The 22370-nt window shown below is 51.9% G+C and carries 26 protein-coding genes and 1 pseudogene; 18 read left to right on the top strand and 9 right to left on the bottom strand.

Annotated elements, in window-relative coordinates:
* From B5X72_RS18675 to B5X72_RS18665, 3 genes are all read right to left on the bottom strand, one after another.
* On the bottom strand, nucleotides 1-297 hold a 297-nt coding region (locus tag B5X72_RS18675; protein ID WP_139378780.1), incomplete at its 3' end, for a hypothetical protein.
* 27 nt (nucleotides 298-324) lie between these two features.
* Nucleotides 325-618, bottom strand: a complete 294-nt coding sequence (locus B5X72_RS18670; protein ID WP_139378779.1) for a hypothetical protein — start codon at nucleotides 616-618, stop codon at nucleotides 325-327.
* Nucleotides 619-629: 11 nt separating this feature from the next.
* Entirely contained in the window at nucleotides 630-926 is a 297-nt protein-coding gene (locus B5X72_RS18665) for a hypothetical protein (RefSeq protein ID WP_079718445.1), read from the bottom strand.
* Nucleotides 927-1093: 167 nt separating this feature from the next.
* Between B5X72_RS18665 and B5X72_RS18660 the strand changes: the two genes are divergently transcribed.
* Together B5X72_RS18660 and B5X72_RS18655 are read left to right on the top strand one after the other, a co-directional pair.
* Nucleotides 1094-1315, top strand: coding sequence for a hypothetical protein (locus B5X72_RS18660; RefSeq protein WP_079718444.1), 222 nt, complete (start codon nucleotides 1094-1096; stop codon nucleotides 1313-1315).
* A 2-nt stretch (nucleotides 1316-1317) separates the two neighbouring features.
* A complete protein-coding gene (locus tag B5X72_RS18655) occupies nucleotides 1318-1716 on the top strand; it encodes a type II toxin-antitoxin system VapC family toxin (RefSeq protein WP_079718443.1) in 399 nt (132 codons plus the stop codon).
* Here B5X72_RS18655 and B5X72_RS21210 read toward each other — a convergent pair.
* On the bottom strand, nucleotides 1706-1909 hold the full coding sequence (locus B5X72_RS21210) for an HNH endonuclease (RefSeq protein ID WP_079718442.1): 204 nt from the start codon (nucleotides 1907-1909) through the stop codon (nucleotides 1706-1708). The genes B5X72_RS18655 and B5X72_RS21210 overlap by 11 nt on opposite strands.
* A gap of 293 nt (nucleotides 1910-2202) precedes the next feature.
* On the opposite strand from B5X72_RS21210, the gene B5X72_RS18645 reads away from it, so the two are divergent.
* Nucleotides 2203-2751 (top strand): hypothetical protein, encoded by a 549-nt coding sequence (locus B5X72_RS18645; protein ID WP_079718441.1) that lies wholly within the window; start codon nucleotides 2203-2205, stop codon nucleotides 2749-2751.
* 47 nt (nucleotides 2752-2798) lie between these two features.
* On the opposite strand, the gene B5X72_RS18640 is transcribed toward B5X72_RS18645, so the two are convergent.
* From B5X72_RS18640 to B5X72_RS18625, 4 genes are all read right to left on the bottom strand, one after another.
* Nucleotides 2799-3011, bottom strand: coding sequence for a hypothetical protein (locus B5X72_RS18640; protein ID WP_245827022.1), 213 nt, complete (start codon nucleotides 3009-3011; stop codon nucleotides 2799-2801).
* An 86-nt stretch (nucleotides 3012-3097) separates the two neighbouring features.
* On the bottom strand, nucleotides 3098-3607 hold the full coding sequence (locus tag B5X72_RS18635; RefSeq protein WP_079718455.1) for a hypothetical protein: 510 nt from the start codon (nucleotides 3605-3607) through the stop codon (nucleotides 3098-3100).
* An 8-nt stretch (nucleotides 3608-3615) separates the two neighbouring features.
* The gene (locus B5X72_RS18630; protein ID WP_079718440.1) at nucleotides 3616-4095 is read right to left on the bottom strand and encodes a hypothetical protein; all 480 of its coding nucleotides are present in this window, start codon (nucleotides 4093-4095) and stop codon (nucleotides 3616-3618) included.
* Between the two features lie 17 nt (nucleotides 4096-4112).
* Nucleotides 4113-4601: a hypothetical protein gene (locus tag B5X72_RS18625; protein WP_079718439.1), complete on the bottom strand. Its 489-nt coding sequence runs from the start codon at nucleotides 4599-4601 to the stop codon at nucleotides 4113-4115.
* Between the two features lie 150 nt (nucleotides 4602-4751).
* Here B5X72_RS18625 and B5X72_RS18620 point away from each other — a divergent pair, with 150 nt between their 5' ends.
* The 10 genes and pseudogenes from B5X72_RS18620 (at nucleotide 4752) to B5X72_RS18580 (ending at nucleotide 12318) form a co-directional block, all read left to right on the top strand.
* Nucleotides 4752-4961 carry a hypothetical protein gene (locus B5X72_RS18620; RefSeq protein WP_079718438.1) on the top strand — a complete coding sequence of 70 codons (210 nt, stop codon included), beginning with the start codon at nucleotides 4752-4754 and terminating at the stop codon, nucleotides 4959-4961.
* Nucleotides 4962-5018: 57 nt separating this feature from the next.
* Nucleotides 5019-6218 (top strand): GTP-binding protein, encoded by a 1200-nt coding sequence (locus tag B5X72_RS18615; protein ID WP_079718437.1) that lies wholly within the window; start codon nucleotides 5019-5021, stop codon nucleotides 6216-6218.
* A 1-nt stretch (nucleotide 6219) separates the two neighbouring features.
* Complete coding sequence (yidD, locus tag B5X72_RS21135) at nucleotides 6220-6633, top strand: membrane protein insertion efficiency factor YidD (RefSeq protein WP_079718436.1); 414 nt, start codon at nucleotides 6220-6222, stop codon at nucleotides 6631-6633.
* 236 nt (nucleotides 6634-6869) lie between these two features.
* Nucleotides 6870-7187 (top strand): annotated as a pseudogene (locus tag B5X72_RS18605) (outer membrane beta-barrel protein); the annotation flags it as partial.
* A 126-nt stretch (nucleotides 7188-7313) separates the two neighbouring features.
* Nucleotides 7314-9080 (top strand): hypothetical protein, encoded by a 1767-nt coding sequence (locus B5X72_RS18600; RefSeq protein WP_079718434.1) that lies wholly within the window; start codon nucleotides 7314-7316, stop codon nucleotides 9078-9080.
* 7 nt (nucleotides 9081-9087) lie between these two features.
* A complete protein-coding gene (locus tag B5X72_RS18595) occupies nucleotides 9088-10671 on the top strand; it encodes a DUF4595 domain-containing protein (RefSeq protein ID WP_079718433.1) in 1584 nt (527 codons plus the stop codon).
* The gene (locus B5X72_RS20865; RefSeq protein WP_176146264.1) at nucleotides 10668-10811 is read left to right on the top strand and encodes a hypothetical protein; all 144 of its coding nucleotides are present in this window, start codon (nucleotides 10668-10670) and stop codon (nucleotides 10809-10811) included. Before B5X72_RS18595 ends, B5X72_RS20865 begins: the two co-directional genes overlap by 4 nt.
* Nucleotides 10812-10859: 48 nt before the next feature.
* On the top strand, nucleotides 10860-11453 hold the full coding sequence (locus B5X72_RS18590) for a TetR/AcrR family transcriptional regulator (RefSeq protein WP_245827020.1): 594 nt from the start codon (nucleotides 10860-10862) through the stop codon (nucleotides 11451-11453).
* A gap of 29 nt (nucleotides 11454-11482) precedes the next feature.
* Entirely contained in the window at nucleotides 11483-11980 is a 498-nt protein-coding gene (locus tag B5X72_RS18585; protein WP_245827018.1) for a hypothetical protein, read from the top strand.
* Nucleotides 11981-11991: 11 nt separating this feature from the next.
* Nucleotides 11992-12318 (top strand): DUF3817 domain-containing protein, encoded by a 327-nt coding sequence (locus B5X72_RS18580; protein ID WP_079718431.1) that lies wholly within the window; start codon nucleotides 11992-11994, stop codon nucleotides 12316-12318.
* Between the two features lie 63 nt (nucleotides 12319-12381).
* Here B5X72_RS18580 and B5X72_RS18575 read toward each other — a convergent pair whose 3' ends face one another.
* On the bottom strand, nucleotides 12382-14031 hold the full coding sequence (locus B5X72_RS18575; RefSeq protein WP_079718430.1) for a right-handed parallel beta-helix repeat-containing protein: 1650 nt from the start codon (nucleotides 14029-14031) through the stop codon (nucleotides 12382-12384).
* Between the two features lie 473 nt (nucleotides 14032-14504).
* Here B5X72_RS18575 and B5X72_RS18570 point away from each other — a divergent pair, with 473 nt between their 5' ends.
* The 5 genes from B5X72_RS18570 to B5X72_RS18550 all read left to right on the top strand — a co-directional run bounded on the left by B5X72_RS18570 (nucleotide 14505) and on the right by B5X72_RS18550 (nucleotide 22268).
* The gene (locus B5X72_RS18570; RefSeq protein ID WP_079718429.1) at nucleotides 14505-17576 is read left to right on the top strand and encodes a SusC/RagA family TonB-linked outer membrane protein; all 3072 of its coding nucleotides are present in this window, start codon (nucleotides 14505-14507) and stop codon (nucleotides 17574-17576) included.
* A gap of 5 nt (nucleotides 17577-17581) precedes the next feature.
* A complete protein-coding gene (locus B5X72_RS18565) occupies nucleotides 17582-19264 on the top strand; it encodes a RagB/SusD family nutrient uptake outer membrane protein (protein ID WP_079718428.1) in 1683 nt (560 codons plus the stop codon).
* Between the two features lie 152 nt (nucleotides 19265-19416).
* Nucleotides 19417-20292: an SDR family NAD(P)-dependent oxidoreductase gene (locus B5X72_RS18560; protein ID WP_079718427.1), complete on the top strand. Its 876-nt coding sequence runs from the start codon at nucleotides 19417-19419 to the stop codon at nucleotides 20290-20292.
* Nucleotides 20293-20384: 92 nt separating this feature from the next.
* Nucleotides 20385-21314 (top strand): helix-turn-helix domain-containing protein, encoded by a 930-nt coding sequence (locus B5X72_RS18555; RefSeq protein ID WP_079718426.1) that lies wholly within the window; start codon nucleotides 20385-20387, stop codon nucleotides 21312-21314.
* A 93-nt stretch (nucleotides 21315-21407) separates the two neighbouring features.
* A complete protein-coding gene (locus tag B5X72_RS18550) occupies nucleotides 21408-22268 on the top strand; it encodes a DUF808 domain-containing protein (RefSeq protein ID WP_079718425.1) in 861 nt (286 codons plus the stop codon).
* The last annotated feature ends 102 nt before the right edge of the window (nucleotides 22269-22370 follow it).

Genomic DNA, 22370 nt, shown 5'->3' with positions numbered 1-22370 from the left:
CGAGCCGGTGGAGCCAAACCCACGAAAAGTCACCGATGATATATCAACGTCAGTGGGATAGTTGTTAATTATAAAGTGTTTCAAATCCCGAACGGTGACTATACCGGATTCTTTAAGGACATTGGCGCGATGCTCGGTAATGTCGAACTCTGATATTTTTTTAGCAAGTTTATCGTCATCCATTTCCAGCAAACGGATGACAAAGTCGAACTTCGCTACCTTTTTCCTGCATTCAATCAGGTAATGGTATTTCCTTAGGTTTATGGTTATCAATTCATCTCCATCAAATTGTTCCATATTCAAGCTGTTATGTAGTTAGCGGTTTTATGATTTATTTCTGTTGTAATGGTTGGATTGGTAGAGGCCGCAATTTACAAACTTGCTTAAAATTTTCCAAAATCCGTCAACGAAACTATGGCCATGCCGTGATACCAAACGCATGCCGGTGAACGAGCAGGTGCTTTGGTAAAGCCGTAGGATGTGCCGATTGAACAGCCTGTTGCGTACAAAGACATCTTCCTCGGTGTCGATGCGAATGGTTTTATATTGCGCCTCCGGTTCTTGAAGGATACGCCTCCGCATCGTGCAGGTAGCCCTCACCACTGTGCTTGGCCGCAAGGAAGTAAGCCTTACGCTTGGGAAAATAAGTATCCAGTAGGGCAGTCTGCAGGATGGACACGGTTTGGTTTTTCTAACAATCTTATGGCGTTGTCATAGGTCTTAAAAAGGTTGCGATTTCTTGGCTTGGCGAGTAGCAAGTCAAATGCGTAGTTGTTTTCCGTGGCCACGTCCTCCAAATCCAGAAACTGCCCATAATATTGGTAGGCTTTGCGGGTGATGACATCCTGCCGGCTCAAATCGAAGCTCACCGGTTTGACTAAGTGCAACGCATCTTTGCTGCGCCATGCCACGTCAAACTTCACCACGGTAGCTGGCCGCGGCTCTACTGCGTAATCTAATTTGAAGCGTTTGTCATTCGTGATACTAAAGTCGTCCCCTGAATACTGCTTTAGGTATTTACGGTATTTGGAGAGTAAATGGCCTTCATCTAGTTTTAGAAAAAATAGCTTATCTTTGCGTAAAGGAGATAGCTATGTACACGGCGATAAAAGGAATCTATGAAAATGGTAAAATAACGTTTACCGAAGAGCCTCCAGTAAAGTCTAAAGCGGAAGTAATGATTACTTTTCTCACGGGGCAGGACAGCGCTGAAAAGGTTCTGAAAGGGAAAGTGAAAATTGGACTGCTGGAAGGCAAAATAAAGCTTCCTGAGGACTTCAATGAGCCGTTAGATGACTTAAAAGATTACATGTAAATATGTACTATCTGCTTGACACTCACGTATGCATTTGGGCTTTAGCAGACCAAAGTAAGTTGTCCGATCGAGTACGGGAAACCCTTGAAAGCAATGACAACGGTTTTTTTATAAGCAAAATGAGCTTTTTCGAAATAGCTATTAAATTGAAAATCGGAAAATTGACGGAGTTTAGCGTATCGCTCAATGAATTTATTGATGCTACTTATCGTTCTGGATATAATACACTGTCAATTAAAGATGAACATTTCAGGACTTATATGGGGATGAATTTTGCCGAAAACCATCGTGATCCATTTGATAGATATCTACTTGCAACTGCTAAATATGAAAACCTTTCATTCATAACGAAGGATGAAAAGTTTGAGGCCTATAAGGAGAGCTATCCTATTATTTGGTGAGCAGGACTAATTTTCTTGTGTTAGCCGATAGTTTTGTGCCATGACCTTCATCCTCCGTGAAATGCGGCGACACGATAACCCGATAATCTTCATCTACGCTAAGTAACCCACGGTCAAAGGCGCGGTGCATATTGGGACACAGTGCAATGCCGTTGCCAATGCGATCATCATGGCTTACACTGAATGGCTCAATAGGCCCGCGTCAACGAAACTATGGCCATGCCGTGATACCAAACGCATGCCGGTGAACGCGCAGGTGCTTTGGTAGAAGTAAGCTTTTTGCTCGGGGAAGTAAGTGTCGAGTATGGCTGCTTGCAGGAGGGTGCGGGTTGCCGGGGCTTGGAAATTGAACGCAAAAACGTACTAGCGTTGGTCACAAAATTAACCGTAGCTACGACTTTTCAATTTCCTCGTAGCAATACGGAAAACACCGACTGCGGTGTGGTACGGAGAAATGCGCACTAACCGCACGCTACCTTTGTGGCGATGAAAACACTGCTATTACTTTGTGCCGCTTTGCTGACAAGCGGAAAGACAACTCCTGAAGTGACCTTGCCGGCCGCTGACACCTATTTTTACGGTACGCTCAACGGAAAAAAATTCACCGGCAGACCCGGCGAATTCTACTACTGGTTTGCAGGCGAAGATTTGTTTCTGTCTTGCAATTTTTCGGAAAGCGAAATGTTCTACGCATGGATAAACGGCATGGGGCCCACCGCCCGGACGGGTACTTTTGCATGGTACGACGGATCTTCCTATGCAGGGCAGAAAGGTAAAGCCATCCTGCAGCAAATTATTCATGGCAATTCTTATTCTCGCCCAGATACGTGGCGGAAAGTATGTGAACCCGGCGGGCACACTAAATACCAGGCATCGGAAGGTGGCATCACGATCTCCAAGATTGAGACGGCCAACGGTGAGACCTTCCTCGAAGGCACGATGACAGCGACTTTGTGGGATAACCGGACTCGGTGCAATGCCGCGAAGGCTGCTGATGTATCGATTGCCTTCCGCATCGCTGAATCCAAATTATAGCGTCGCGGGCTTCGAGTGGGGGAGGAGCCCGTTCATGTCGCGCTAAATCACCTACAGGCAGCTTCGTTTGCGTGATACGCTTGCTGGCCATGCCTGCTCCCAGCCCCATCGATGGAGACAAAGCTTGGGAAAACGGAGCGTATTATTTCGGCGTGGGCCATCAGCGAGGTATCCAGTACCTGGTCGTAAAACGAAAAATCACCCGATGGGATCAGGTCAATACCGGCATCCCGTTGCAGGAGCCAGTTCTTCCGGCGGATTTCCTTCCCCGAGTCGATCAGCTCCTGCCCGCTTATCCTCCCGGACCAGTAGGCCTCATTGCTCTATATTCGATTATTTAATTGTATCATTTGCTTTCTGCCAGTTTCGTGGCCCCACGCAGCTGTATTTCCGCGCGGTTTTCATCTTCCCCATTCAGAAAGACAGTCCCTTTGATGGTAATGGGCTCCTCTCCAAACGTGAGCTTGGTGTTGTCGGCCATGGTTATTTCAGCCATGGGCGGGATGCCGTTCTGTCCGCAGAACATGCACTGGTATACGGGCAGCACCGATAGCAGGAAGACATGGTGGCGACGCCCCGGCTCGATGGGTACCATGTACCCCTTTAGGGTTACCGTTTTACCGTCGAGACGCTTAAGCGATTCGGGGAAATGAGGTGTATAAATCGTTTGCCCGTCTTTGTGCGTCACTTTGTACATCAGCTGGTCGAACGTTTCCCAGACAGCGTTCATCAAGGGTTTGTGATCAACGAGATGGGTCGGATCCGCTTGCTGCGCACTTACTGTCAATGACAGCAGCATCAGCACACATGCCGGAAACCCTCTTTTGCAGAACCAAGTTAAAAAACGCAATGCCATTGTCAGGATTAACTTAAATTGCCGGAATACATACATACCAAATCGGAATGTATGGGTCTAAAGTCCTTTGTATGCACTGAAAATAATTTCCCGTTAATCAAAGGTGGAGTGGTAAGAAGCCCCTGAAGCCCTGCTTTTAATTCTTTTATTTTTTGGTTCAGGTGATGCGAAAGAATCAAGGTGTGTTGGTGTTCTGCATCCCAGGAACTTAACACATGTTTTTTGTGTTTCTGCAAATGGGCGTAAGGTCCATTTAACCCGTTGATTGTAAGGAAATGTTGATTTTTTAATGCGTCCAGAACGATGCAATTGTCTTCAGATAATATAAATGTAATTTCCCTAATGCTGTTTTTATCTAAAAGTGCCACGATTTGCCCAACTGTATTTTTATCCAAAATCAGCGTGTTGCCGAGCGTGGTATAAAAATAATTATGGCCTTCAAATCTGGCATTGATGGCAGATTCAAGCTGGTCAGTTGGGCAAATCATATATAAGCACTTTCGCATTAGGCAACAGGCCCCGGGTTATAGGGCAATGATGATTGATGTAAAATGATTCTAATTTTATCGTCGTCACAGACTTTGAATACAAAGCTTTTGTTTACAAAAATGTGGCTATCATCGGCCCCAATAAAATGAACGTTGCATTGGACAATAGCCAGATCGTTATGCAGTATGTAATCAAGCTTATTAAACCAAACCTTTACCCATGGCTTTAATTTGAATCCTTTGTCGTCAGGGAAATTGTTGTTTCCTCCGATGAAATAAGCAAGGGCTCCCTCTTTGGTGGGTCTGAATGTTTGCGGCCCATAGGCCAGTGTCGGCTTGAATAGGACTTTGCCACTGTCATAGTCATAGTTGTCGCTCAGCACTTTATCGGCAGCTGAGGCTACATCTCCACCTTCAGAATAGATCTTGCCAATCAGAACCACATTGTCGCACCAAAGTTGCAAGGTGTCAATCACCATTTTTTCGCTGAATTGTTTTTGTTCCATTTTTTGATTGTTACAGTTTAATATTAAGTCAATGCCACGTTATTTGATTTTCTCCAAGCCCAACAAAGGTAATACATTGTTTTTTCAATTGCAACTTAGTTGCTTTTGTTAAATTTAATTTATAGTTTTGACCGACCAGAACGCAACGATATGATACCACAGGATTTCGAAAGCTGGAAAGATTGCATGGAGCGGCAGTGCCGGATACCGCTGACGGCAGCTTTTGCACGGCAACGGCTTAACGTCTACAACAATCCCGAGCTGCCGGAAACGCAGCAATTCATCCGGCTCTATGGTGAGGAGCACCACAAGCGCGTAGTGGATTGGTTCAGCCGTATCGCCCTTGAACGGATACGTTGAATAAAGACAATGCATGGAACATTTAGATAACGATACAACTATAAAAAAAGGAAATCTATGGGAGCAAAAAAATTACCCGTAACTGTATTGAGCGGATTCCTCGGAGCGGGAAAAACCACCCTATTGAACCATGTGCTGCACAACAAGGAAAACCTCAAAGTCGCCGTCATCGTCAATGACATGAGCGAAGTGAATATTGACGCCCAACTGGTAGAGCGGGAGAACACGCTTTCGCGCACGGATGAAAAGCTGGTGGAGATGAGCAACGGTTGTATCTGCTGTACACTTCGGGAGGACCTGATGGTGGAGGTGGAACGGCTGGCCAGGGAAGACAGGTTTGACTACCTGCTTATCGAAAGTACGGGTATTTCAGAACCTGTACCGGTGGCACAGACATTCAGCTACGTGGACGAAAACAACGGCATCGACCTTTCCCGGTTCAGTTACATCGACACGATGGTGACCGTGGTAGACTGCTATAATTTTTTCAGGGATTTCGGAACCGACGAGACCCTGCAAGACCGAAACATGACCGACGATGAAAACGACACGCGGACAATTGTGAACCTGCTTACCGACCAAATTGAGTTTGCCAATGTCATTGTGCTCAACAAGACGGATCTGGTATCGGATGAAACAGTAGGCACCTTGGAGGCCGCCATACGGAAACTGAACCCCGATGCAAGGATCATCCGGTCGCATTTCGGGAAAGTGGATACCAGCGAAATATTGGGTACCAAGTCATTCGATTTCGAGAAGGCGGCATCCTCAGCAGGCTGGATAAGGGAACTGGAAAACGAGCATACGCCCGAAACGGAAGAGTACGGTATATCCTCCTTTGTTTTCCGCACGCAGCGGCCTTTCCATCCTCAACGCTGGTACCGGTACCTGAATGAACATTACCCGACAGGAGTCATACGTGCCAAGGGACTTTTCTGGATGGCCTCCCGGCCCAACATGGCCATCAGCTTCAGCCAGGCGGGCGGCAGCCTCCGTATTGAGAGTGCGGGCGCATGGTGGTGCAGTATTCCGGAGGCCGAGCGCTACCGCTATGCGGATTACCTCGAGCACCGCGATTCCATCGAGGCCCGCTGGCACCCGCAATGGGCCGACCGGAAAACGGAACTGGTCTTCATCGGACAGGATCTGGACAAAGAGAAGCATCTGCGTGATCTGGAAAAGTGCCTGCTCACGGAAGAGGAGGCGGACGACTGGCGTTACACGCTGTGGAAGGACGAATTCCCCGAAAATATCTGAAATGGAAACATCTTCTTCATTTCTACGTACACTGGTAATCTTACCCGTCCGGGCTTACCAAGTGCTGGTTTCACCACTGTTCCCTCCATCCTGCCGGCATGTACCCACTTGCTCGCAGTATATGGTGGAGGCCATCGGCGAATGGGGCATAACGAAAGGTGTGCCGATGGGGCTGAAACGACTGGCGCGCTGCCATCCCTGGGGAACATCAGGATATGATCCCATACCCCGAAAACCATCGGCGCCTGTGACTAGCACATCTCCGGCAGGGATACCGCCGGTTGAAATTCATCCGGGGTATGGAATAGGAGCCCCGGTAAAAAAAACCGATCATATGGAAGAACGACTCGATCAATTACTGCTGGATGAGATGGGTGACTCCCACGTCATGACCTCCATCGATACCCCATTATGAGCCGATGCATTCGACAAGCCCGACGAGGAGAAAATAGCGAACATCGCGGCTAATCGGCCAGGATCTGGCGTTCGTACTCTATGACTCGCTCTGGAGTGATCCGATAAGGATACAAGCTGTGATTCCGTCCGGTGTGATCGTTATCAACAAAAAAGGGCCGTTTTCTAAGAAGGACGCTGAAGAGCTGAGGGATCGGATAACAGCGAGGGGATGCGTAGGCCGCACGGTTTGTCGGTGGGGTGTACGGTAGTTTTGGCCTGGCCGATAAGCTTTATCTACAAACCGAATTGCTGTATTCGCAGCACTATAATATCATCAAGAATAGTGGTAAAGACTGGGTGTCCTTACGCGAGGCTAAAGTAGATAACCTGGTTGTACCGATACTTGTGCAGTATGAGATTATCCACGGACTGAGGTTGGAAGCTGGCCCACAGGTTGGTTTTCCGATTTATTCGCACGAACGGCTGGATGGGGGGCTGGACAATATCATCGAATGCATGCGGGTGGTTGACGTCGGCCTTGCTGGCGGCGTAAAGTCTGACCGCCAGCTGTGAGGCCAGAGCAAACGAACATTTGAATAAGGGAGCAAAATACCGACTAGTGAGTATTTCAGCACTGCTGTCTTTCCACTAGTTTTGTGCCCGATTGATGTTTTTAATGCTAATTAAACTAAACCTGCTATGGAGCTTACTGCACATCAGGCCTACCGAAAGGCGATAAGATATTGCTTGGCAATCACACTCTCACTGCTCTTGCCTTTGGCAAACAGCTGCAAAAAAGAAAATACCAGGCCCGCTCAAGAAGAAAAGGAGTTTACCGACGGTGTATCGGTGGATAATCGGGAGGTCTCGACGTATCAGCTGGTGACGTTGTCGGCCAGCGGAGATCTTAAAATCAAGTACGCCGGAACGTTCGGCAATACGCCGGTGGAAGTCTTTAAGACTTCGGATACGACCTTGGCGGTTTTTGTGCCGGAGGAAGCGCAAGGCGAGCATTTTCTCAAGTTTGAGCTGGCGACGATTAAATTTCAGGTGCAGCCGGTACAGACAGATGAAGATCCGGATGAATTCATTGCAAACTTTGCGAAGGGCTTTGACGCCGATACGGAAGCCCTGGGCGGCACTACGGAGGCTGAGCTAGCCGACAGGGAGGAATTGCTGGCCTTTAAACAGGGCATCATGGAAACTTGGGGCAAGATGAGTGCGTCTGACCGGCGACAAACGCATATGTTTTATACGGCCAACAAAGGGCAAGTCAGCGAACTGATAAGGCAACTAAACGATGCCATGGCCATCGGCGTGGCTGCCATGCAACAGCTCCGCGCGCAACCGGTGATGGCGTTGGGGGATGCGGGTACCGTAGCCAGCGCCAATACGGACAGCCCGTTTGGTTGTCCTACGGGCCGGCTGAAAGATTTTCATGACTGCTTGGGTAAACACTTGGGCGAATCAATGTCGCTACTTAATGGGCAATTGCGCGGATTTACCCGATATGTGTTAATGGCTGGTGCAGTGGGAGGTACGGCACTGTCGCTTTCTGCGCTGGGGCCCTTTGCGCTGGGCATTACCGCTGTCGGCATGGCACTGCCGATTGGGATGGCTACGTATATATTGCTTGCGGAAATCGCCCCTACCACGTTGAGGCTCGTACGAACGCTAATTATGTATTTGGGTACGCCGTGGGTATTTGTAGTGGAGCGACGGAATGCCAATGCAACCAAAGAATATCCATATGACCGCTATGCCGAGGTAGATGTGGATGCTTTTCTTCGGACCGTCGAGGAAACGGATAGTGATGTGACGCCAAACACCGGTGGTTTTATCAATGCCTTGAAAGAACTTAAACCCACGTGGGATAAATTTAAGGGGCTGTTCAAAGAACTGCCGGGATTTACACCAAAAAAGGAGGCCGTGGAACTGGATGGAGCTGAAATCTCTGTGTCTGATATTTCCAACCCTAACGTGGCGTATGTAGGCCAATCGGGCAATAAGATTAAATTCAGGTCGCTGTCTCAAGCAGAGGAAACGTTTACGTACCGTATACACGCGTCTAAGGAGGGCTTTACGGAATCCGTGGAGCTCTCGGGGGTTATCGTGCTGCCTGCCTTCGAGCTCACGGGTAGGTGGCGGCTGAATTACTACACGGATGACACTCGTACAAACCTTGGCCAATCAAACTTGATCGACTTTGGGAATGGGGCGGATGACCTGGGGTGGCCAGTGTCACACACATACGAGGATGGCAATGTGGAATATTATGACCGTTCGAACGCCCAATTTACCTTTAATCAATCATTTTATGCGGCGGGAATGACGCTCGTCCTGACGCACAATTATTGGAATATCCGCTACCACTTCAAGTATGATCCTGAGCATCCTAATAGATTGATAGGAGAGAGTATTGGGCTGTCAAACAATGGGTTTAATATGGACCTTGTCAAGCAATAGAAAAGATATGCGTAAAATTTATGTTGCCGGCGTATGCTTCCTGCTTGTACTGCTGAGCGCCGGGTGTAAGAAAACAGAGCGGATTGCGCGTTCCGATGCCAAGGAGGTACTTAGCTTTGCCTTCTTCGCTTACGCTAATGGCGGTAAGCTCGATATTGACGTGCCGGGGGCGGTCTCGGGCAGCGCTATCACAGTATCCCTGCCTGCCGGGATGACGGTGGGCTACCTGACGGCTACCATTGAGGTGTCTCCGCTGGCCCAGATATCGGTCGATGGGCAGGTGCCGGGAAGCGGGGAAGGTGATATATGGGAGCTTACAGCTGACTTTTCTTCGCCGGTGCTCTTGACGGTCAAGGCGGAAGATGGGTCTACTGCTACCTATACGGTAACCGTGACCTCGGAGCCGCTCTCCAGCGAGAAGGAATTCTTATCGCTGAAATTTCTGAAAGCCGATAATCCTTCGCTTATTGAGGATGTGACAGCGCAGATCAGCGGAAACGTAATCGCCGTAACGCTGCCCGCCGGGGCTAATGCACAGTTGTATGCTATCGTGGAGGTGTCTGACCACGCAGCGGTAAAATATCCGGCAGGAGAGACTTGGGATATCAGCGCAAAAAAGGAAATCAGCCTGGATGTGGACGGAGCTATGGATCCCTCATTGAGTACGACACCTGTACATGTACAGGCGCAAGATGGAACGATACGGCTTTATGAGATCCGTACGTCGTGGGAATCGGGCGATGTACGGGCGCCCGAAAGCCGTTGGGCGGAACCGCACGTCAACCGCGTTATCTTCCGAACTGGGAGAGACGACTCGGGGACGTATATCTTCATCTGGCCGACTACGGCCACACTTGAATATGACGAACAGGGCCGTGTGATTCGCATACGCTACTATCATTACATGGAAGACCCCAACCGTGGGCACCACCGGAAATACGCTTTGTTTGCGTATGACGATTATGAATACAGCGGAAATACAGTGACCGTGGTGGCACACCAACGTTTGGATCCGATAGTTTACCAACGGGCAACATTCACGATTGGGGACAACGGTTATCCTGCGCATTTGATTTATAATTACGACTGGAACGGCGCAGAATATGAGGCAACCTATACCTACAATTCGGCTGCGAACCTTGTGAAAAAGGAAACGAAGGGGGCGCCGTGGGATGGGCCTGGTGTGCTGACTGGGTCGAGCGACCCTACTGCGTACCAACATACCTACAGCTACGAGTATGAAAACGGCAACCTCATCAAGGCGGTTACAACCGGCACTTTCAACGAGGAAACGACTTATGAGTATCATACCGATAAAGCCAATTATGAGGATTGGAACCAAGGGCTAATTCGTTTTCAGGTCAACTCCCACGCCGGATCGGGATGGGAGCCCGGCATGGGCAAACATAGTAAGAACTTGCTGAAACGATCGCGCTATCGCTCATTCGACTATGGGTATACTTCGGACGTCGAATACCAGTATGAATTCGACGCCGCTGGTCGCGTAACGGCTGTTAATCGGTATACTCAGGTGGATGGCCAGCCAATCGACGGGCGCCCGATGCGGATCGAATTCAGTTACAGTAAATGATTGGAGGCTTTGGTCCCGGGATACTCGGCGATGGGCTTTACGACGCCTTCGATTGCGGTATTGTTAAAGAAGGTATCGACTTTCCCGAAGGCGTCGGCGGCATACCGGGCATGGATGTTGGTTTAAACAAATCCAACTAAAAATCAGCGGAAAATCCCTTACTTTGTAAAAAATACCAGGTAGTATCCATGATGAAAAAGGCAGAAGCTACCCGTTTAAGCATCCTTCAGAAGGCTTTCGGATTGATTTACGTACGGGGTTATCAAACGACCAGCATAGACGATATCCTGGCGACCACCAACGTGACGAAGGGGGCTTTTTACTACCATTTCAAAAATAAGGATGAAATGGGAGTGGCCATCATCAGGGAATTGCTGGTGCCTACGTTTGAGGCGACGTTTATCAGGCCGCTTCAATCGGATGGCGATCCGGTACGGATCGTGTACAACATGATGGAAGATATACTCATGGCCAATGAATTTTTGAAAGTGGAACACGGCTGCCCGGCGGCAAATTTTACCCTGGAAATGGCACCCTGGCATGTGGATTTTACCAAGGCACTAAACGACTTGTCAACCAAATGGAAAAACGGAATAATCCAGTGCATAGCGAATGGTAAAAAAAGGGGTGAAATAAAAGAGGACGTTTCGGAAGAAGAAGTGGCAGTGTTTGTCATGTCGGGGTATTGGGGTATCCGAAATATGGGGAAACTGGCCAACAGCAAATCGGTATACCGGGCTTACCTCCAACAGCTTAAGCTGTACCTGGAAACACTGAAGTAATTTTTTTGCCTTAAAACATACTAAGTGGTATGTTTTTTTTTATACCTTTGGCTATCAAAAAAAATCAGATGTATCAGGTGCTTATTGTTTTGCATTCTTCATTGCGCTGGCTGGTATTGATTAGCCTCGTCGTTTCGTTATACAGGGCTTGCCGGGGATACTACGGTGGTGCGAAATTTTCAAAAGCCGACAACGCCATACGGCATTGGACAGCGACGATTGCGCATATTCAGCTGATGGTGGGAATGACGTTGTATTTCCAAAGTCCGCTGACCAGATTTTTCATGAAGGACTTTCACAATGCCAAGGAGCGTGCTGACCTTTTGTTTTTCGGCTTGATACATGGCTTGCTCATGCTGCTGGCTATCGCCGTGATCACCATCGGCTCGGCTGTGGCCAAACGGAGGCTGGCTGATAAGGAAAAGTTCGGGGCCATGCTTGCGTGGTACCTGGTGGCGCTTATTGTTATTTTTATTGCCATCCCGTGGCCTTTTTCGCCCCTTGCTGGCAGACCTTATTTCAGATAGACAGAACAGAAATGAAAACATTGTTGAAAACACAGGTCGGACGCTTGCGCCTTATCGGATATTTGGAGGGCGCTTCACTGCTTATTCTTGTATTCATCGCCGTGCCTTTGAAATATTGGGCGGATGTCCCTGAGCTGTCCAGAATGATGGAACCCACCCACGGCGCGCTGTTTCTGCTGTTTGTGTTCAATACGTTAAGTGTAGGTATTGAGCAGAAATGGAAATTCAGCGAAACGACCTGGAAAGTACTGCTTGCGTGCCTGGTTCCTTTCGGAACGTTCTACATAGACCGCAAAGTGCTAAGGTACGCTCATGCGCGATGTGAGGACGGTAAGTGAGCCTGGCGTGAGGCGCTAAGTACGGCATAAGGCATCGGGAAAATGCGTTTTTGCCGCCAGCGGCTATAACAATGCCCGAGCTACGCTATCCATCGTCACCGAACCTTCTTGCTCAATGACAATGAGCCGCGGGGCTTCAATGCCTTCGTGCTGGGGATAGATGTTGTCCTTGAGCAGCAGCGCATTGGGGCTACGGGAGACAAAGGCGGGCGCAGGGGCATTCCCGGGGCTGCGGGCAAACGTATTGCCGACAACCTTTAGCTCCGGTGCCCCTTCATCCCGGATGCAGGCGGCCGTTGATAGGATGGTGTTGGCTTCGACGACTACGTTTGAGGCTTCGCCATGGATGGTCAGCGCATCGACGGCCGTATCGGCCGTAATCTCATTGCCGCTCAGGATTGCTTCGTTTACCTTGCGCAGCGAAATGGCACCGCGGGGCGACCGGCTGGAAAGCAGATTGTCTTTGAAGACGAGGCTGCCCTCCAGGTGGAAATTGATGTTGCCTTTGAGGTTGTTGCCGATAAACACGAGGCTGTCTACCTGGATGTCATTATGCAGGGCCAGGTAGCCGATATGGTTGGAGTCGAGCTGCAATTTTTCTGCCCTGAGGTCGCGCAGGACACGCAATCCGGTGAAGGTGTTTTTGACCAGGCGGATCTGGCCCTGCCTGCCGACGATCTCGGCAAAATTGTCTGACTTGTTGTCTATCACGTTCACGCCGTCGCACTCGCGGATGTAGACGGCCGGCCGGTTGCTCTGCTCAGACCGGTTGCCCTTGACCAACACCTGCTTGAGACCTACCAGGGTGGCAATGCCCGAGCCATCGCGGGTCTCGGTGCCGTTGACCCAGCCGTTGCCTTTGCTGATGTTTTCTGCGATGTAAGCGTTGATAGCCACTGTACGGGAGGCTTCAGGATTGTTGATATCAATCGCATCGGCAGCATTTTCGAAAAGCTTGTTGCGCGTGATACGGTAATCGCGCTCGACACCCATGGATCCGAAGGCTACTTGCACGCCGCTCATCCCGTTTCGGTGAATGTCGTTGCCATGGATCGCCACATCGCTGCAGCTATGAAGGAAAATGCCGTTTTCTGCATTGTCATGGATATGGCTGCCGCGGATGCGGATTTGCTGGCAGGTCTGTATCCGTATGCCGGTGCCGCGCTGGTAATAATCGGGGCTCCGCCGCTTCATGCCGTAGCCGGCCACCTCCACGTGGTCTATATGGATAGCGCGGCTTTGGTGGATGTAGAACCCCGCGAAGGAAAGCAGCTTGGTGGAGTCGCCGATCGCCTTGGCGTGATGGATGGTGATGCGCTCGCAACTGTCCAGACGCACGGCCTCTCCGTAGGTATGGGCTTCCCGGAAGCTGATGTGGATGTCTTTGACGTTGTGCCCGTAGAAAAGGGGATAATCGGAGTATTGCTTGGCCCAGGTGAAGTCTTCGGCCACGTGCGGCGGCAGCTGCTTGATCATCCCGTTGCTCCGCAGGCTTACCCCCTGCCTGAGGTGGATGGTGCGGATGCGGTATACCCGGTCGCCCGGCAGGTGCACGGTATCTCCCGGAGAGGCGTTGTCGATGAGTGTCTGTACAAATTTGGTGTCGTCTCTTGAAATTGATGTGTCTGCACTGCCCGCCTGCCCGTGGCCTTTCGTGGGATGCATGTTGGCCAGCGCGAGCAAAAGCAGTGACACGAACGGTAGCTGCTTCATGTAAAACCCTTTGTTCTAGTATCCTATAACGCCTGGATAAACCAGGTGACTTCTATTAATAATAACTCAAAATCACGGAAACTATTGCCCCTGCCGCACAGCTTTGCCGGCGCGGGCCGGCCTGATGGGTGCTGTTTTGCGGCGTAGTAAAAACCTATGCGCCATAAACGCTACTACAACGTTTTCGTAAAAAAAACCTTAAACAGGTCAAACCTTGGGGTTTTCTTGTGCGTTTTACCCTTGTCTATCAGCGACGGTCTGCACCCGTGAAGGGACGGGCCTCGCCTGTGGAGCCAATTATAAACAGGGGGGTTGCATAGGCTCCCGCGGTTCCGGCCAACATTGCTAAATGGGTTTTGCGATAACCTTCCAGATACGAATGGCAGATACTGGCTTGTCGGTGGTTTTCCGTCAACGTGGTTTTCAGAAAAGAAGTAAATGTAATATCCAGTTAATGTCTAAATGCTTAATTTATGAGACAAGTAAAATCCGTTGTTTTTTTGGGATGCTGGCTGATGCTGGCTACTTACCCGTCTGAGGCGCGTAGCCCCGATATGATGGGCAACCGGCATGTGCCGAGCCGCCAGCAGGAGGTGCGCGGAAGAGTGGTGGATGATGCGCAGCAGCCCCTTTCGGGGGCTACGGTGAGCGTCAAGGGAAGCGAAACCAAAGCTTCGACCGATGAATGGGGCAATTTTGCCATTACGCTGTCGGCGGATACGGCCACCTTGGTGGTATCCTACATCGGCTTCGTGACGCAGGAATACCCTGTATGGGCGGATCGCTCCGGCGAAATCGTGGTAACCATGGAGGCCGAAGCGGCCAACGAACTCGACGAGATCGTGGTGGTGGGCTACGGCACGCAGCGCAAACGCGATATCACGGGCGCGGTATCGTCGGTGGATGCACAGGCGATAGCGGAAGTGCCTGTGACCCAGGCGTCGCAGGCGCTGCAGGGTCGTGCGGCGGGGGTGCTCGTGACCAATACGAGCAACAAACCGGGTGCCGGCGCTACGGTGCGCATCCGTGGCAACCGTTCGTTTTCTGCGGGTAATGATCCGCTGTATGTCATCGACGGAATACCCATCACGGGCGGATTGCAGGACATCCCGCCCCAGGATATCGCCTCGATGGAGGTGCTCAAGGATGCTTCGGCCACCGCGATCTACGGCTCGCGGGGGGCCAACGGGGTGGTCATTATCACCACCAACCGCGGCGCGACCGGTGCAACCGTGGTAAGCTATGACGCGTGGTTCGGCATGTCCAACGTGTATAAGCAGATTGAGATGATGGACGGGCCAAGGTTTGCCGAGTTCAAGCGCGAATCGCGCCGGGCCACGGGCGATTATGACGACAGCGACCCCAACGCAGACCGCAATACGCCGGGGCTCTTTTCGCCCGTGGAGCTGGAGTCCATAGCGCTGGGGCGGAGCACCGACTACCAGGACCTGATGCTGCAAACCGGCCACAGCATGAACCACTCGCTCAGCGTGCGGGGCGGCAGTGAGAAAACCCGTTTCAACATCAGCCTCAATTACATGAACGACCAGGGGATCATCCCCATCCAGGACTTCAACCGCTATGCGCTGCGCTTGAATCTCGACCACGACATCGGCGAGCGGATACGCATCGGTGCCTCCATATTGGGCAACTACAGCATCACCAACGGGCAAAACCTCAACCCGTATGACGATACGCTGCTGGAAAATCCGCTCGGGGTGCCGTTCGACGAAGATGGTGAGCTTGTCTTCCTGCCTACGCCCGATGGGCTGCGGAGCAACCCGCTGAGCGAGCTGGTGCCGGGCGCACTGCTCAACCGCAACAAGCGCATGCGCTTGTTTAGCAGCCTCTACGGTGAGGTGCAGCTGGCCGAAGGGCTCACCTACCGGCTCAACTTCGGGCCCGACCTTATTCAAAACCGCGTGGGAAACTTTCAGGGCCGGTATACCAATGCCCGCCTGGGTGGGTCTACTGCCGCGCAGGGCAATGAAGACCTCGTATTCAACTATACGCTCGAAAACCTGGTGCGGTACAACAGGGTCTTCAACGACCGGCATTCATTGGAAGTGACGGGCTTGTTCGGCATCCAGCACCGGCAGTTTGAAGCGACCAACATCAGTGTGCGCGGCATCCCGGTGGAGGAGATGCAGTATTACAACTTCGGGGCGGCGGAAGAGATCCTCGGCACGGGCAGCTCTTTCGAACAGTGGGATATCCTCTCATACATGGGCCGTGTAAACTATGGGTATGACGACCGCTACCTCGTAACCCTCACGGCCCGCATCGACGGCTCCTCGCGCTTTGGGCGCAACCACCGCTATGGGTTTTTCCCTTCGGTGGCCGTGGGATGGAACATCAGCAACGAGTCGTTTATGGAGGGCGCCGAATTTTTTGATCTGCTCAAGCTGCGCGCCACGTACGGCGAGACGGGCAACACCGGCATCGCCCCGTACGGCACGCAGGGGCTGCTGGCGCGCACCACCTATGCCTTTGACGAAACGGGCGCTTTCGGGTTCAGGCCCAACCAGCTGCAAAACGATAACCTGAAATGGGAGACGACCCGCCAACTCAACGTGGGGCTGGATTTTTCGATCTTCAACGGCCGGCTTTCCGGAAGCGCCGAATACTACCGGCAGGATACCCGGGATCTGCTCATGCAGCGGCAGCTGCCCTTTACCAGTGGATTTGGCTCGGTACTGGAAAACATCGGCGCTACGCGTAATGTGGGCGTTGAGTTCAGCCTGTCAAGCGTCAACATCCAGGCGGAGGATGAGCGGGGGTTCAACTGGACGACCGATCTCAATTTTGCAACCAACAAGGAGAGTATCCTGGAGCTGTACGGCGGTGCGCAGGACGACGTCGGCAACCGGTGGTTTATCGGGGAGCCGATACAGGTGTACTATGATTTTGAGAAAATAGGCATCTGGCAAGCCAATGAGGCTGAAGCTGCGGCGTCTTACGGCCGGGTGCCCGGCGAGATCAAAATCAAAGACCAAAACGGCGACGGGGTCATCAATGACCTGGACCGCGTGATCCTGGGCAACAACCGGCCGTCGCTCACCGGGGGCTTCACCAACCGCTTTGCATACCGTGGATTTGACCTGTCGGTCTTCCTCTTCTTCAACGTGGGCAATATGATATACAGCACGTTTCACGAAGCCAATAATACGTTGTTTGGCCGGTACAACAACCTCAACGTGGACTACTGGACGCCTGACAACCCGACCAACGCATACCCGCGGCCAAACCAGAACCAGGAGCGGCCGGTGTATAGCACGTCCATGGCTTACTTCGACGGCTCGTTTCTCAAAATCCGGAACATCAACCTGGGATATAACTTTCCCTCAAGCTGGGCGGCGCGCATCAAAGCGCAATCCCTGCGCTTGTACGTGAGCGCGCAGCAACCGCTTATCGTCTCGTCCTACGTCAACAGACACCAGGGCGTCGACCCCGAGGGAATCGATTTCAATAGTGACAGCGAGCAGTTGCCGGTGGATACCCCGCCGGTACGTACTTGGCTCCTCGGTTTGAATGTTAAATTTTAAAAGTGATGAAAAACAAGATTTCAATCCTATATGCCGTGCTGGTGATCGCTTTTGCCAGCTCGTGCCAACGCATGCTCGACGAAGAAATCCGCTCCCAGGTGAGCAACAACCACCTGTCTACTCCCGAGGGGTTTGAAGATGGTGTCAAAGCGGCCTACTCCACGCTGCGTACGTTCCATGCCAACGAAATGGGCATGACCATGACCGTCTTTGGCACGGATACCTACACCATGGGCTCGGATGGGGCGTATAAATTTGTGAATGAATATACATCGCAGTTTGATCCGCGGACGGGCTTTGTACGCGACCTGTGGAACAACCTGTACATCGGCATCAATGCCTGCAACACGGTCATCGACCGTGCCGACCGCGTGGAGGGGCTTGCCGAGGAAGTGAAGATCATCCGCACGGCGGAGGCGCGGTTCCTGCGGGCTTACTACTACTTCACACTTGTGCAGCAGTTTGGGCCGGTGCACCTGGCCACCGCCGAAACGACGGAAGTGACGACCGAGGCGTCGCGCGCGCCTGTACCGGACATATATGCGGTGATCGTGGATGACCTCCGGACAGCGATAGCCCAGCTCCCGGCTACCACGCCCGACTACGGGCGCGCCACCAAGCCGGCGGCGGAGCACCTCCTCGCCCGTGTGCTGCTCACCCGCGCGACTTCGGAAGCGGCTGAAGATACGGACTATGCGGAAGCCGCCGCGCTGGCTGAACAGGTCATCACGGGCTACCAATTCCGCCTGCTGGACAACTTTGCCGATGTATTCGTGCAGGGATCCGGCGAGCGGAATGATGAGGTCATCTGGGCGGTGCAGTATACCCGAAATGCGATCACCAATGGCGCTAATTCGGACGCCGATGGCACGGGCAACGCCGCTCATCGCTACTTCCTCATGGAATATGATGTGCTGCCCGGCATGAACCGCAATGTACGCGACGGGCAGCCTTGGAAGCGGTTTATGCCGACCATGTATACGCTGGAATATCTTTTTGCCGACCGCGAGAATGATACGCGGTACCGCAAGAGCTTTGTGGATGTGTACCTGTGTACCAACCCCGGCACGTATACCGTAGACGGCAAGGAGGTAACCTATGAGCTGGGCGATACGGCGGTGTGGCTGCCGGGGTATGAGCTCGACCCTGAAGTGCGCGCCGCCAAGGACTTTATGGTCATCGAACCGTCGGACTATACGCAAAAGTTGTATCCGACGCTCACCAAATTTCTCGATCCGGAGCGGCCGGATATGAACTATGAGTTTGGCTCACGGGATTTCCTGGCCTTCCGCTTGGCGGAAACCTGCCTCATCGCCGCGGAAGCGTTTATGTATGCCGGTGACCCGGCGAAGGCTGCCGAGTACCTCAACAGGGTGCGCGGAAGGGCTGCATATGACGGGCTGGATGAGGCGGAGGACGCCCGGCGGCGTGCCGCGATGATGGTAGACCCTGGTGATCTTTCGCTGGATCTCATCCTGGAGGAGCGCGGGCGCGAACTTCTCGGCGAGCAACTGCGCTGGTACGATTTGGTGCGTACGCATACGTTGGTGGAACGCGTGCGCGCCCACAACCCCGATGGGGGCGACAATATCCGGGATTTCCACGTGCGGCGCCCCATCCCGCAGGACCAGATAGACCGTACCGCCGGCGGCGCCGAGGCTTTTCCGCAGAATCCGGGCTACAACTGATCGGACCGAGCACCTACCTGTGCGGCCGCCCTGCGTTTGCGGGGCGGCTTTTATTGTCGCCCGTTTTGACTACAAATATCCGCAATTTGACTACAGGCAACCTGCCGTACATCCTCACCTTTGTGATATCATGAAATCTCAAAATATATTATATGATACAGCAACAGGAAAATAACGGCACCCCGCCGACGGCAGGCGGGGCTGGTAAGGTGTGGTTCATCACGGGTGCTTCCCGGGGTTTTGGGCGCATTTGGGCCGAAGCCGCGCTGAGACGCGGCGACAAGGTAGCGGCTACGGCACGCGCCCTGCCGAGCATCGCCGATTTTAACGATAAATATGGGGCAAACGTGCTGACGCTGGAGCTCGACGTCACCCGGCCCGACCAAGTGACGTCTGCCGTGGAACAAGCGCACGCGCACTTCGGAAGGCTTGATATTGTGCTGAATAATGCGGGATATTCGCTCGTAGGCACCATCGAAGAGGCCAGCGTGGAGGAAGTACGGGCACTTTATGATACGAATATTTTCGGCCCCATTTCGGTGATTCAGGCGGCGCTGCCATTGCTGCGAAAGCAGGGCAGTGGCCATATCATGGGTACATCGAGCAACCTCGGCCATGTGACGTTGCCGGTAATCGGCTACTACTGCTCATCGAAATGGGCATTCGAGGCTATCCATGAAAGCTTGGCCGAGGAGGTCAAACCGTTCGGGATCAAGGTAACGATTATCGAACCGGGTGCCTATGCTACCGAATTCGGGAGCCAGCAGTCCCTGAAATTTGCGGCTAGCCTGGATAGCTACACCGATTTGAAAGCACAGTTTGCCGAACGGCTGAAAACGATGGAAAGGGGCGATCCGGAAGCGACGCCGGAAGCGCTGTTCAGCGTGGTGGACGCTGAGCATCCGCCACTGCGGTTTTTCCTCGGCAGCCATAACCTGCCCTGGGTGCGTGCTGCGTATGCCGAGCGGCTGGCAACGTGGGAGGAATGGGAACATATTTCCAGCTCCGCACAGGGTAAATCGGTATAAACGATACGGAAACGAAAAAAAATTTGGTAACGGTGCCACGATAGCCGATATTTAAAACAGTATCGGTCATCGTGGCATTAAGGGCTTAAAAAATGAAAAAGGAAGAAGTAGACCACCGTAAGTTTGATTCGCTGTCAGACGCGCATCGGGTGCTTGGCTTACCGCAGCCACAGCATCCGTTGATAAGCTTAATCAATGGGGCGAATAGCCCCGGTGGGGTAGGCGGGCCTTGCCGCCCTCACGTGCTGAGTTTCTACAAAATATCGTACAAGCCGAAACTGGGCGGAAAACTCCGGTATGGCCAGGCGTATTATGATTTTGATGAAGGCGGGTTGTTGTTTGCTTCGCCCAACCAAATAATCGGTGGCTCGACCGGCGATGGCGTTGATGGGGGCAACTGTTCGATGTATACGCTGCTCATCCATCCGGATTTCTTGTGGAATTACCCGTTGGCGAAGACGATCAGGCAGTTTGGCTTTTTTTCTTACTCGGCCAATGAAGCGCTGCACCTTTCTGAACAGGAGAAAACAACCGTGATTTCCATTTTCGAGATGATCGAAAATGAGCTGCATGGCAGAATCGATGATTTTAGCCAAGATGTGGTGATCTCACAGATTGAGCTGTTGCTCAACTATGCCAACCGTTTTTACAAACGGCAGTTCATTACCCGAAAGGCCATGAACAATGAACTGCTGCAACATATTGAAGATCTGCTGGACGATTATTTTGACAGCGAAAAGTCGCTGAGCCAGGGTTTGCCCACGGTTCAGTACCTCGCTGAGCATGTAAACCGGTCGCCCAGTTATCTAAGTGACATGCTGCGATCGTTGATCGGGCAGAACGCGCAGCAATATATTCATAACAAGCTCATCGAAAAAGCGAAAGAGAAACTGTCTACCACCAACTCATCGGTGAGTGAGGTCGCTTATGCGCTGGGTTTTGAACATCCGCAATCGTTTAGCAAATTATTTAAAACGAAAACAAACCTTTCGCCGCTTGCCTTCAGGCGGTCGTTTAATTAACGTGGATAGCCCCCCGCTGCCAGCCTTGTTGAATACCTGATCGGTTGAATGATTTTAATTGATATTTTTATAGCCAGATAAACCAACGACAACATGGCATCGGGATTTTTTGCAATTCTGGACGATATCGGCGCTTTGATGGACGACGTGGCCGCGACGAGCAAGATAGCGACGCGCAAGACCGCCGGTATATTGGGCGACGACCTGGCGGTGAATGCCGAAAAAGCGACGGGCTTCCTGGCTTCCCGGGAACTGCCGGTGCTCTGGGCTATCACCAAGGGATCACTGCTCAATAAGCTGATCATCATTCCGGTAGCCTTGGCACTCAATGTGTTTCTGCCGGTAGCGATTAAAATCATCTTGATTTTGGGTGGATTTTACCTGGCTTATGAAGGTGCTGAAAAAATTATCGAATACCTTTTCCACCGGCCGAAGAAGGGGCATGAAGTGATTGAAGAGCGGAGTACGAACGGGAGGGATACCGAAAGGGCAAAAATAAAGGCGGCGGTGACCACCGACTTCATCCTGTCGATAGAGATCGTGATCATTGCCCTGGGGACGGTGCTGGATAAAAGTCTATCGATACAGATCCTGACTGTTTCGGTGGTTGCGCTGCTGGCGACGGTCGGGGTGTACGGCATTGTAGCGCTTATCGTAAGGATGGATGACGTGGGCTTCCGGCTGATTAAACATTCGCACGATAAGGGGTGGTTGGCTGGGCTGGGGCATCTGCTGGTAAGCGCCTTGCCGGTGGTGATCAAGTCGTTGGGTGTAATCGGTACCATCGCGCTCATCTTGGTGTCGGGCGGTATATTCGTGCACAATATCGGCTACCTCCACCATTTTCTGCCCGTTTTGCCGCCATTGCTTAAAGAAATGGTGATCGGCCTGGTGGCGGGAATCATCGCGGTTGCCGTCATGACAGTGGGCAAAAGGGTATTTGCAAAGGGGTAGCAGTGGCATGGGTTGCCGGAGTCAGTCTTTACCTAAAGACAATTTTGGTTCAACATTAAGTTAACACAGCTCCGCCACTTTTGCGGGCGTATACTGCTTATT

The sequence above is a fragment of the Parapedobacter luteus genome (assembly GCF_900168055.1).
GTDB lineage: Bacteria > Bacteroidota > Bacteroidia > Sphingobacteriales > Sphingobacteriaceae > Parapedobacter > Parapedobacter luteus.
This window is presented reverse-complemented; position numbering and strand designations above follow the sequence as displayed.

What these genes read in the sequence shown, in the direction of transcription:
- B5X72_RS18660 (WP_079718444.1), top strand. Translation starts at nt 1,094, where the DNA reads ATGTACACGGCGATAAAAGGAATCTATGAAAATGGTAAAATAACGTTT.
- B5X72_RS18655 (WP_079718443.1), top strand. Translation starts at nt 1,318, where the DNA reads ATGTACTATCTGCTTGACACTCACGTATGCATTTGGGCTTTAGCAGAC.
- B5X72_RS18645 (WP_079718441.1), top strand. Translation starts at nt 2,203, where the DNA reads ATGAAAACACTGCTATTACTTTGTGCCGCTTTGCTGACAAGCGGAAAG.
- B5X72_RS18635 (WP_079718455.1), bottom strand. Translation starts at nt 3,607, where the DNA reads ATGGCATTGCGTTTTTTAACTTGGTTCTGCAAAAGAGGGTTTCCGGCA.
- B5X72_RS18630 (WP_079718440.1), bottom strand. Translation starts at nt 4,095, where the DNA reads ATGATTTGCCCAACTGACCAGCTTGAATCTGCCATCAATGCCAGATTT.
- B5X72_RS18625 (WP_079718439.1), bottom strand. Translation starts at nt 4,601, where the DNA reads ATGGAACAAAAACAATTCAGCGAAAAAATGGTGATTGACACCTTGCAA.
- B5X72_RS18620 (WP_079718438.1), top strand. Translation starts at nt 4,752, where the DNA reads ATGATACCACAGGATTTCGAAAGCTGGAAAGATTGCATGGAGCGGCAG.
- B5X72_RS18615 (WP_079718437.1), top strand. Translation starts at nt 5,019, where the DNA reads ATGGGAGCAAAAAAATTACCCGTAACTGTATTGAGCGGATTCCTCGGA.
- yidD (WP_079718436.1), top strand. Translation starts at nt 6,220, where the DNA reads ATGGAAACATCTTCTTCATTTCTACGTACACTGGTAATCTTACCCGTC.
- B5X72_RS18600 (WP_079718434.1), top strand. Translation starts at nt 7,314, where the DNA reads ATGGAGCTTACTGCACATCAGGCCTACCGAAAGGCGATAAGATATTGC.
- B5X72_RS18595 (WP_079718433.1), top strand. Translation starts at nt 9,088, where the DNA reads ATGCGTAAAATTTATGTTGCCGGCGTATGCTTCCTGCTTGTACTGCTG.
- B5X72_RS20865 (WP_176146264.1), top strand. Translation starts at nt 10,668, where the DNA reads ATGATTGGAGGCTTTGGTCCCGGGATACTCGGCGATGGGCTTTACGAC.
- B5X72_RS18590 (WP_245827020.1), top strand. Translation starts at nt 10,860, where the DNA reads ATGATGAAAAAGGCAGAAGCTACCCGTTTAAGCATCCTTCAGAAGGCT.
- B5X72_RS18585 (WP_245827018.1), top strand. Translation starts at nt 11,483, where the DNA reads ATGTTTTTTTTTATACCTTTGGCTATCAAAAAAAATCAGATGTATCAG.
- B5X72_RS18580 (WP_079718431.1), top strand. Translation starts at nt 11,992, where the DNA reads ATGAAAACATTGTTGAAAACACAGGTCGGACGCTTGCGCCTTATCGGA.
- B5X72_RS18575 (WP_079718430.1), bottom strand. Translation starts at nt 14,031, where the DNA reads ATGAAGCAGCTACCGTTCGTGTCACTGCTTTTGCTCGCGCTGGCCAAC.
- B5X72_RS18570 (WP_079718429.1), top strand. Translation starts at nt 14,505, where the DNA reads ATGAGACAAGTAAAATCCGTTGTTTTTTTGGGATGCTGGCTGATGCTG.
- B5X72_RS18565 (WP_079718428.1), top strand. Translation starts at nt 17,582, where the DNA reads ATGAAAAACAAGATTTCAATCCTATATGCCGTGCTGGTGATCGCTTTT.
- B5X72_RS18560 (WP_079718427.1), top strand. Translation starts at nt 19,417, where the DNA reads ATGATACAGCAACAGGAAAATAACGGCACCCCGCCGACGGCAGGCGGG.
- B5X72_RS18555 (WP_079718426.1), top strand. Translation starts at nt 20,385, where the DNA reads ATGAAAAAGGAAGAAGTAGACCACCGTAAGTTTGATTCGCTGTCAGAC.
- B5X72_RS18550 (WP_079718425.1), top strand. Translation starts at nt 21,408, where the DNA reads ATGGCATCGGGATTTTTTGCAATTCTGGACGATATCGGCGCTTTGATG.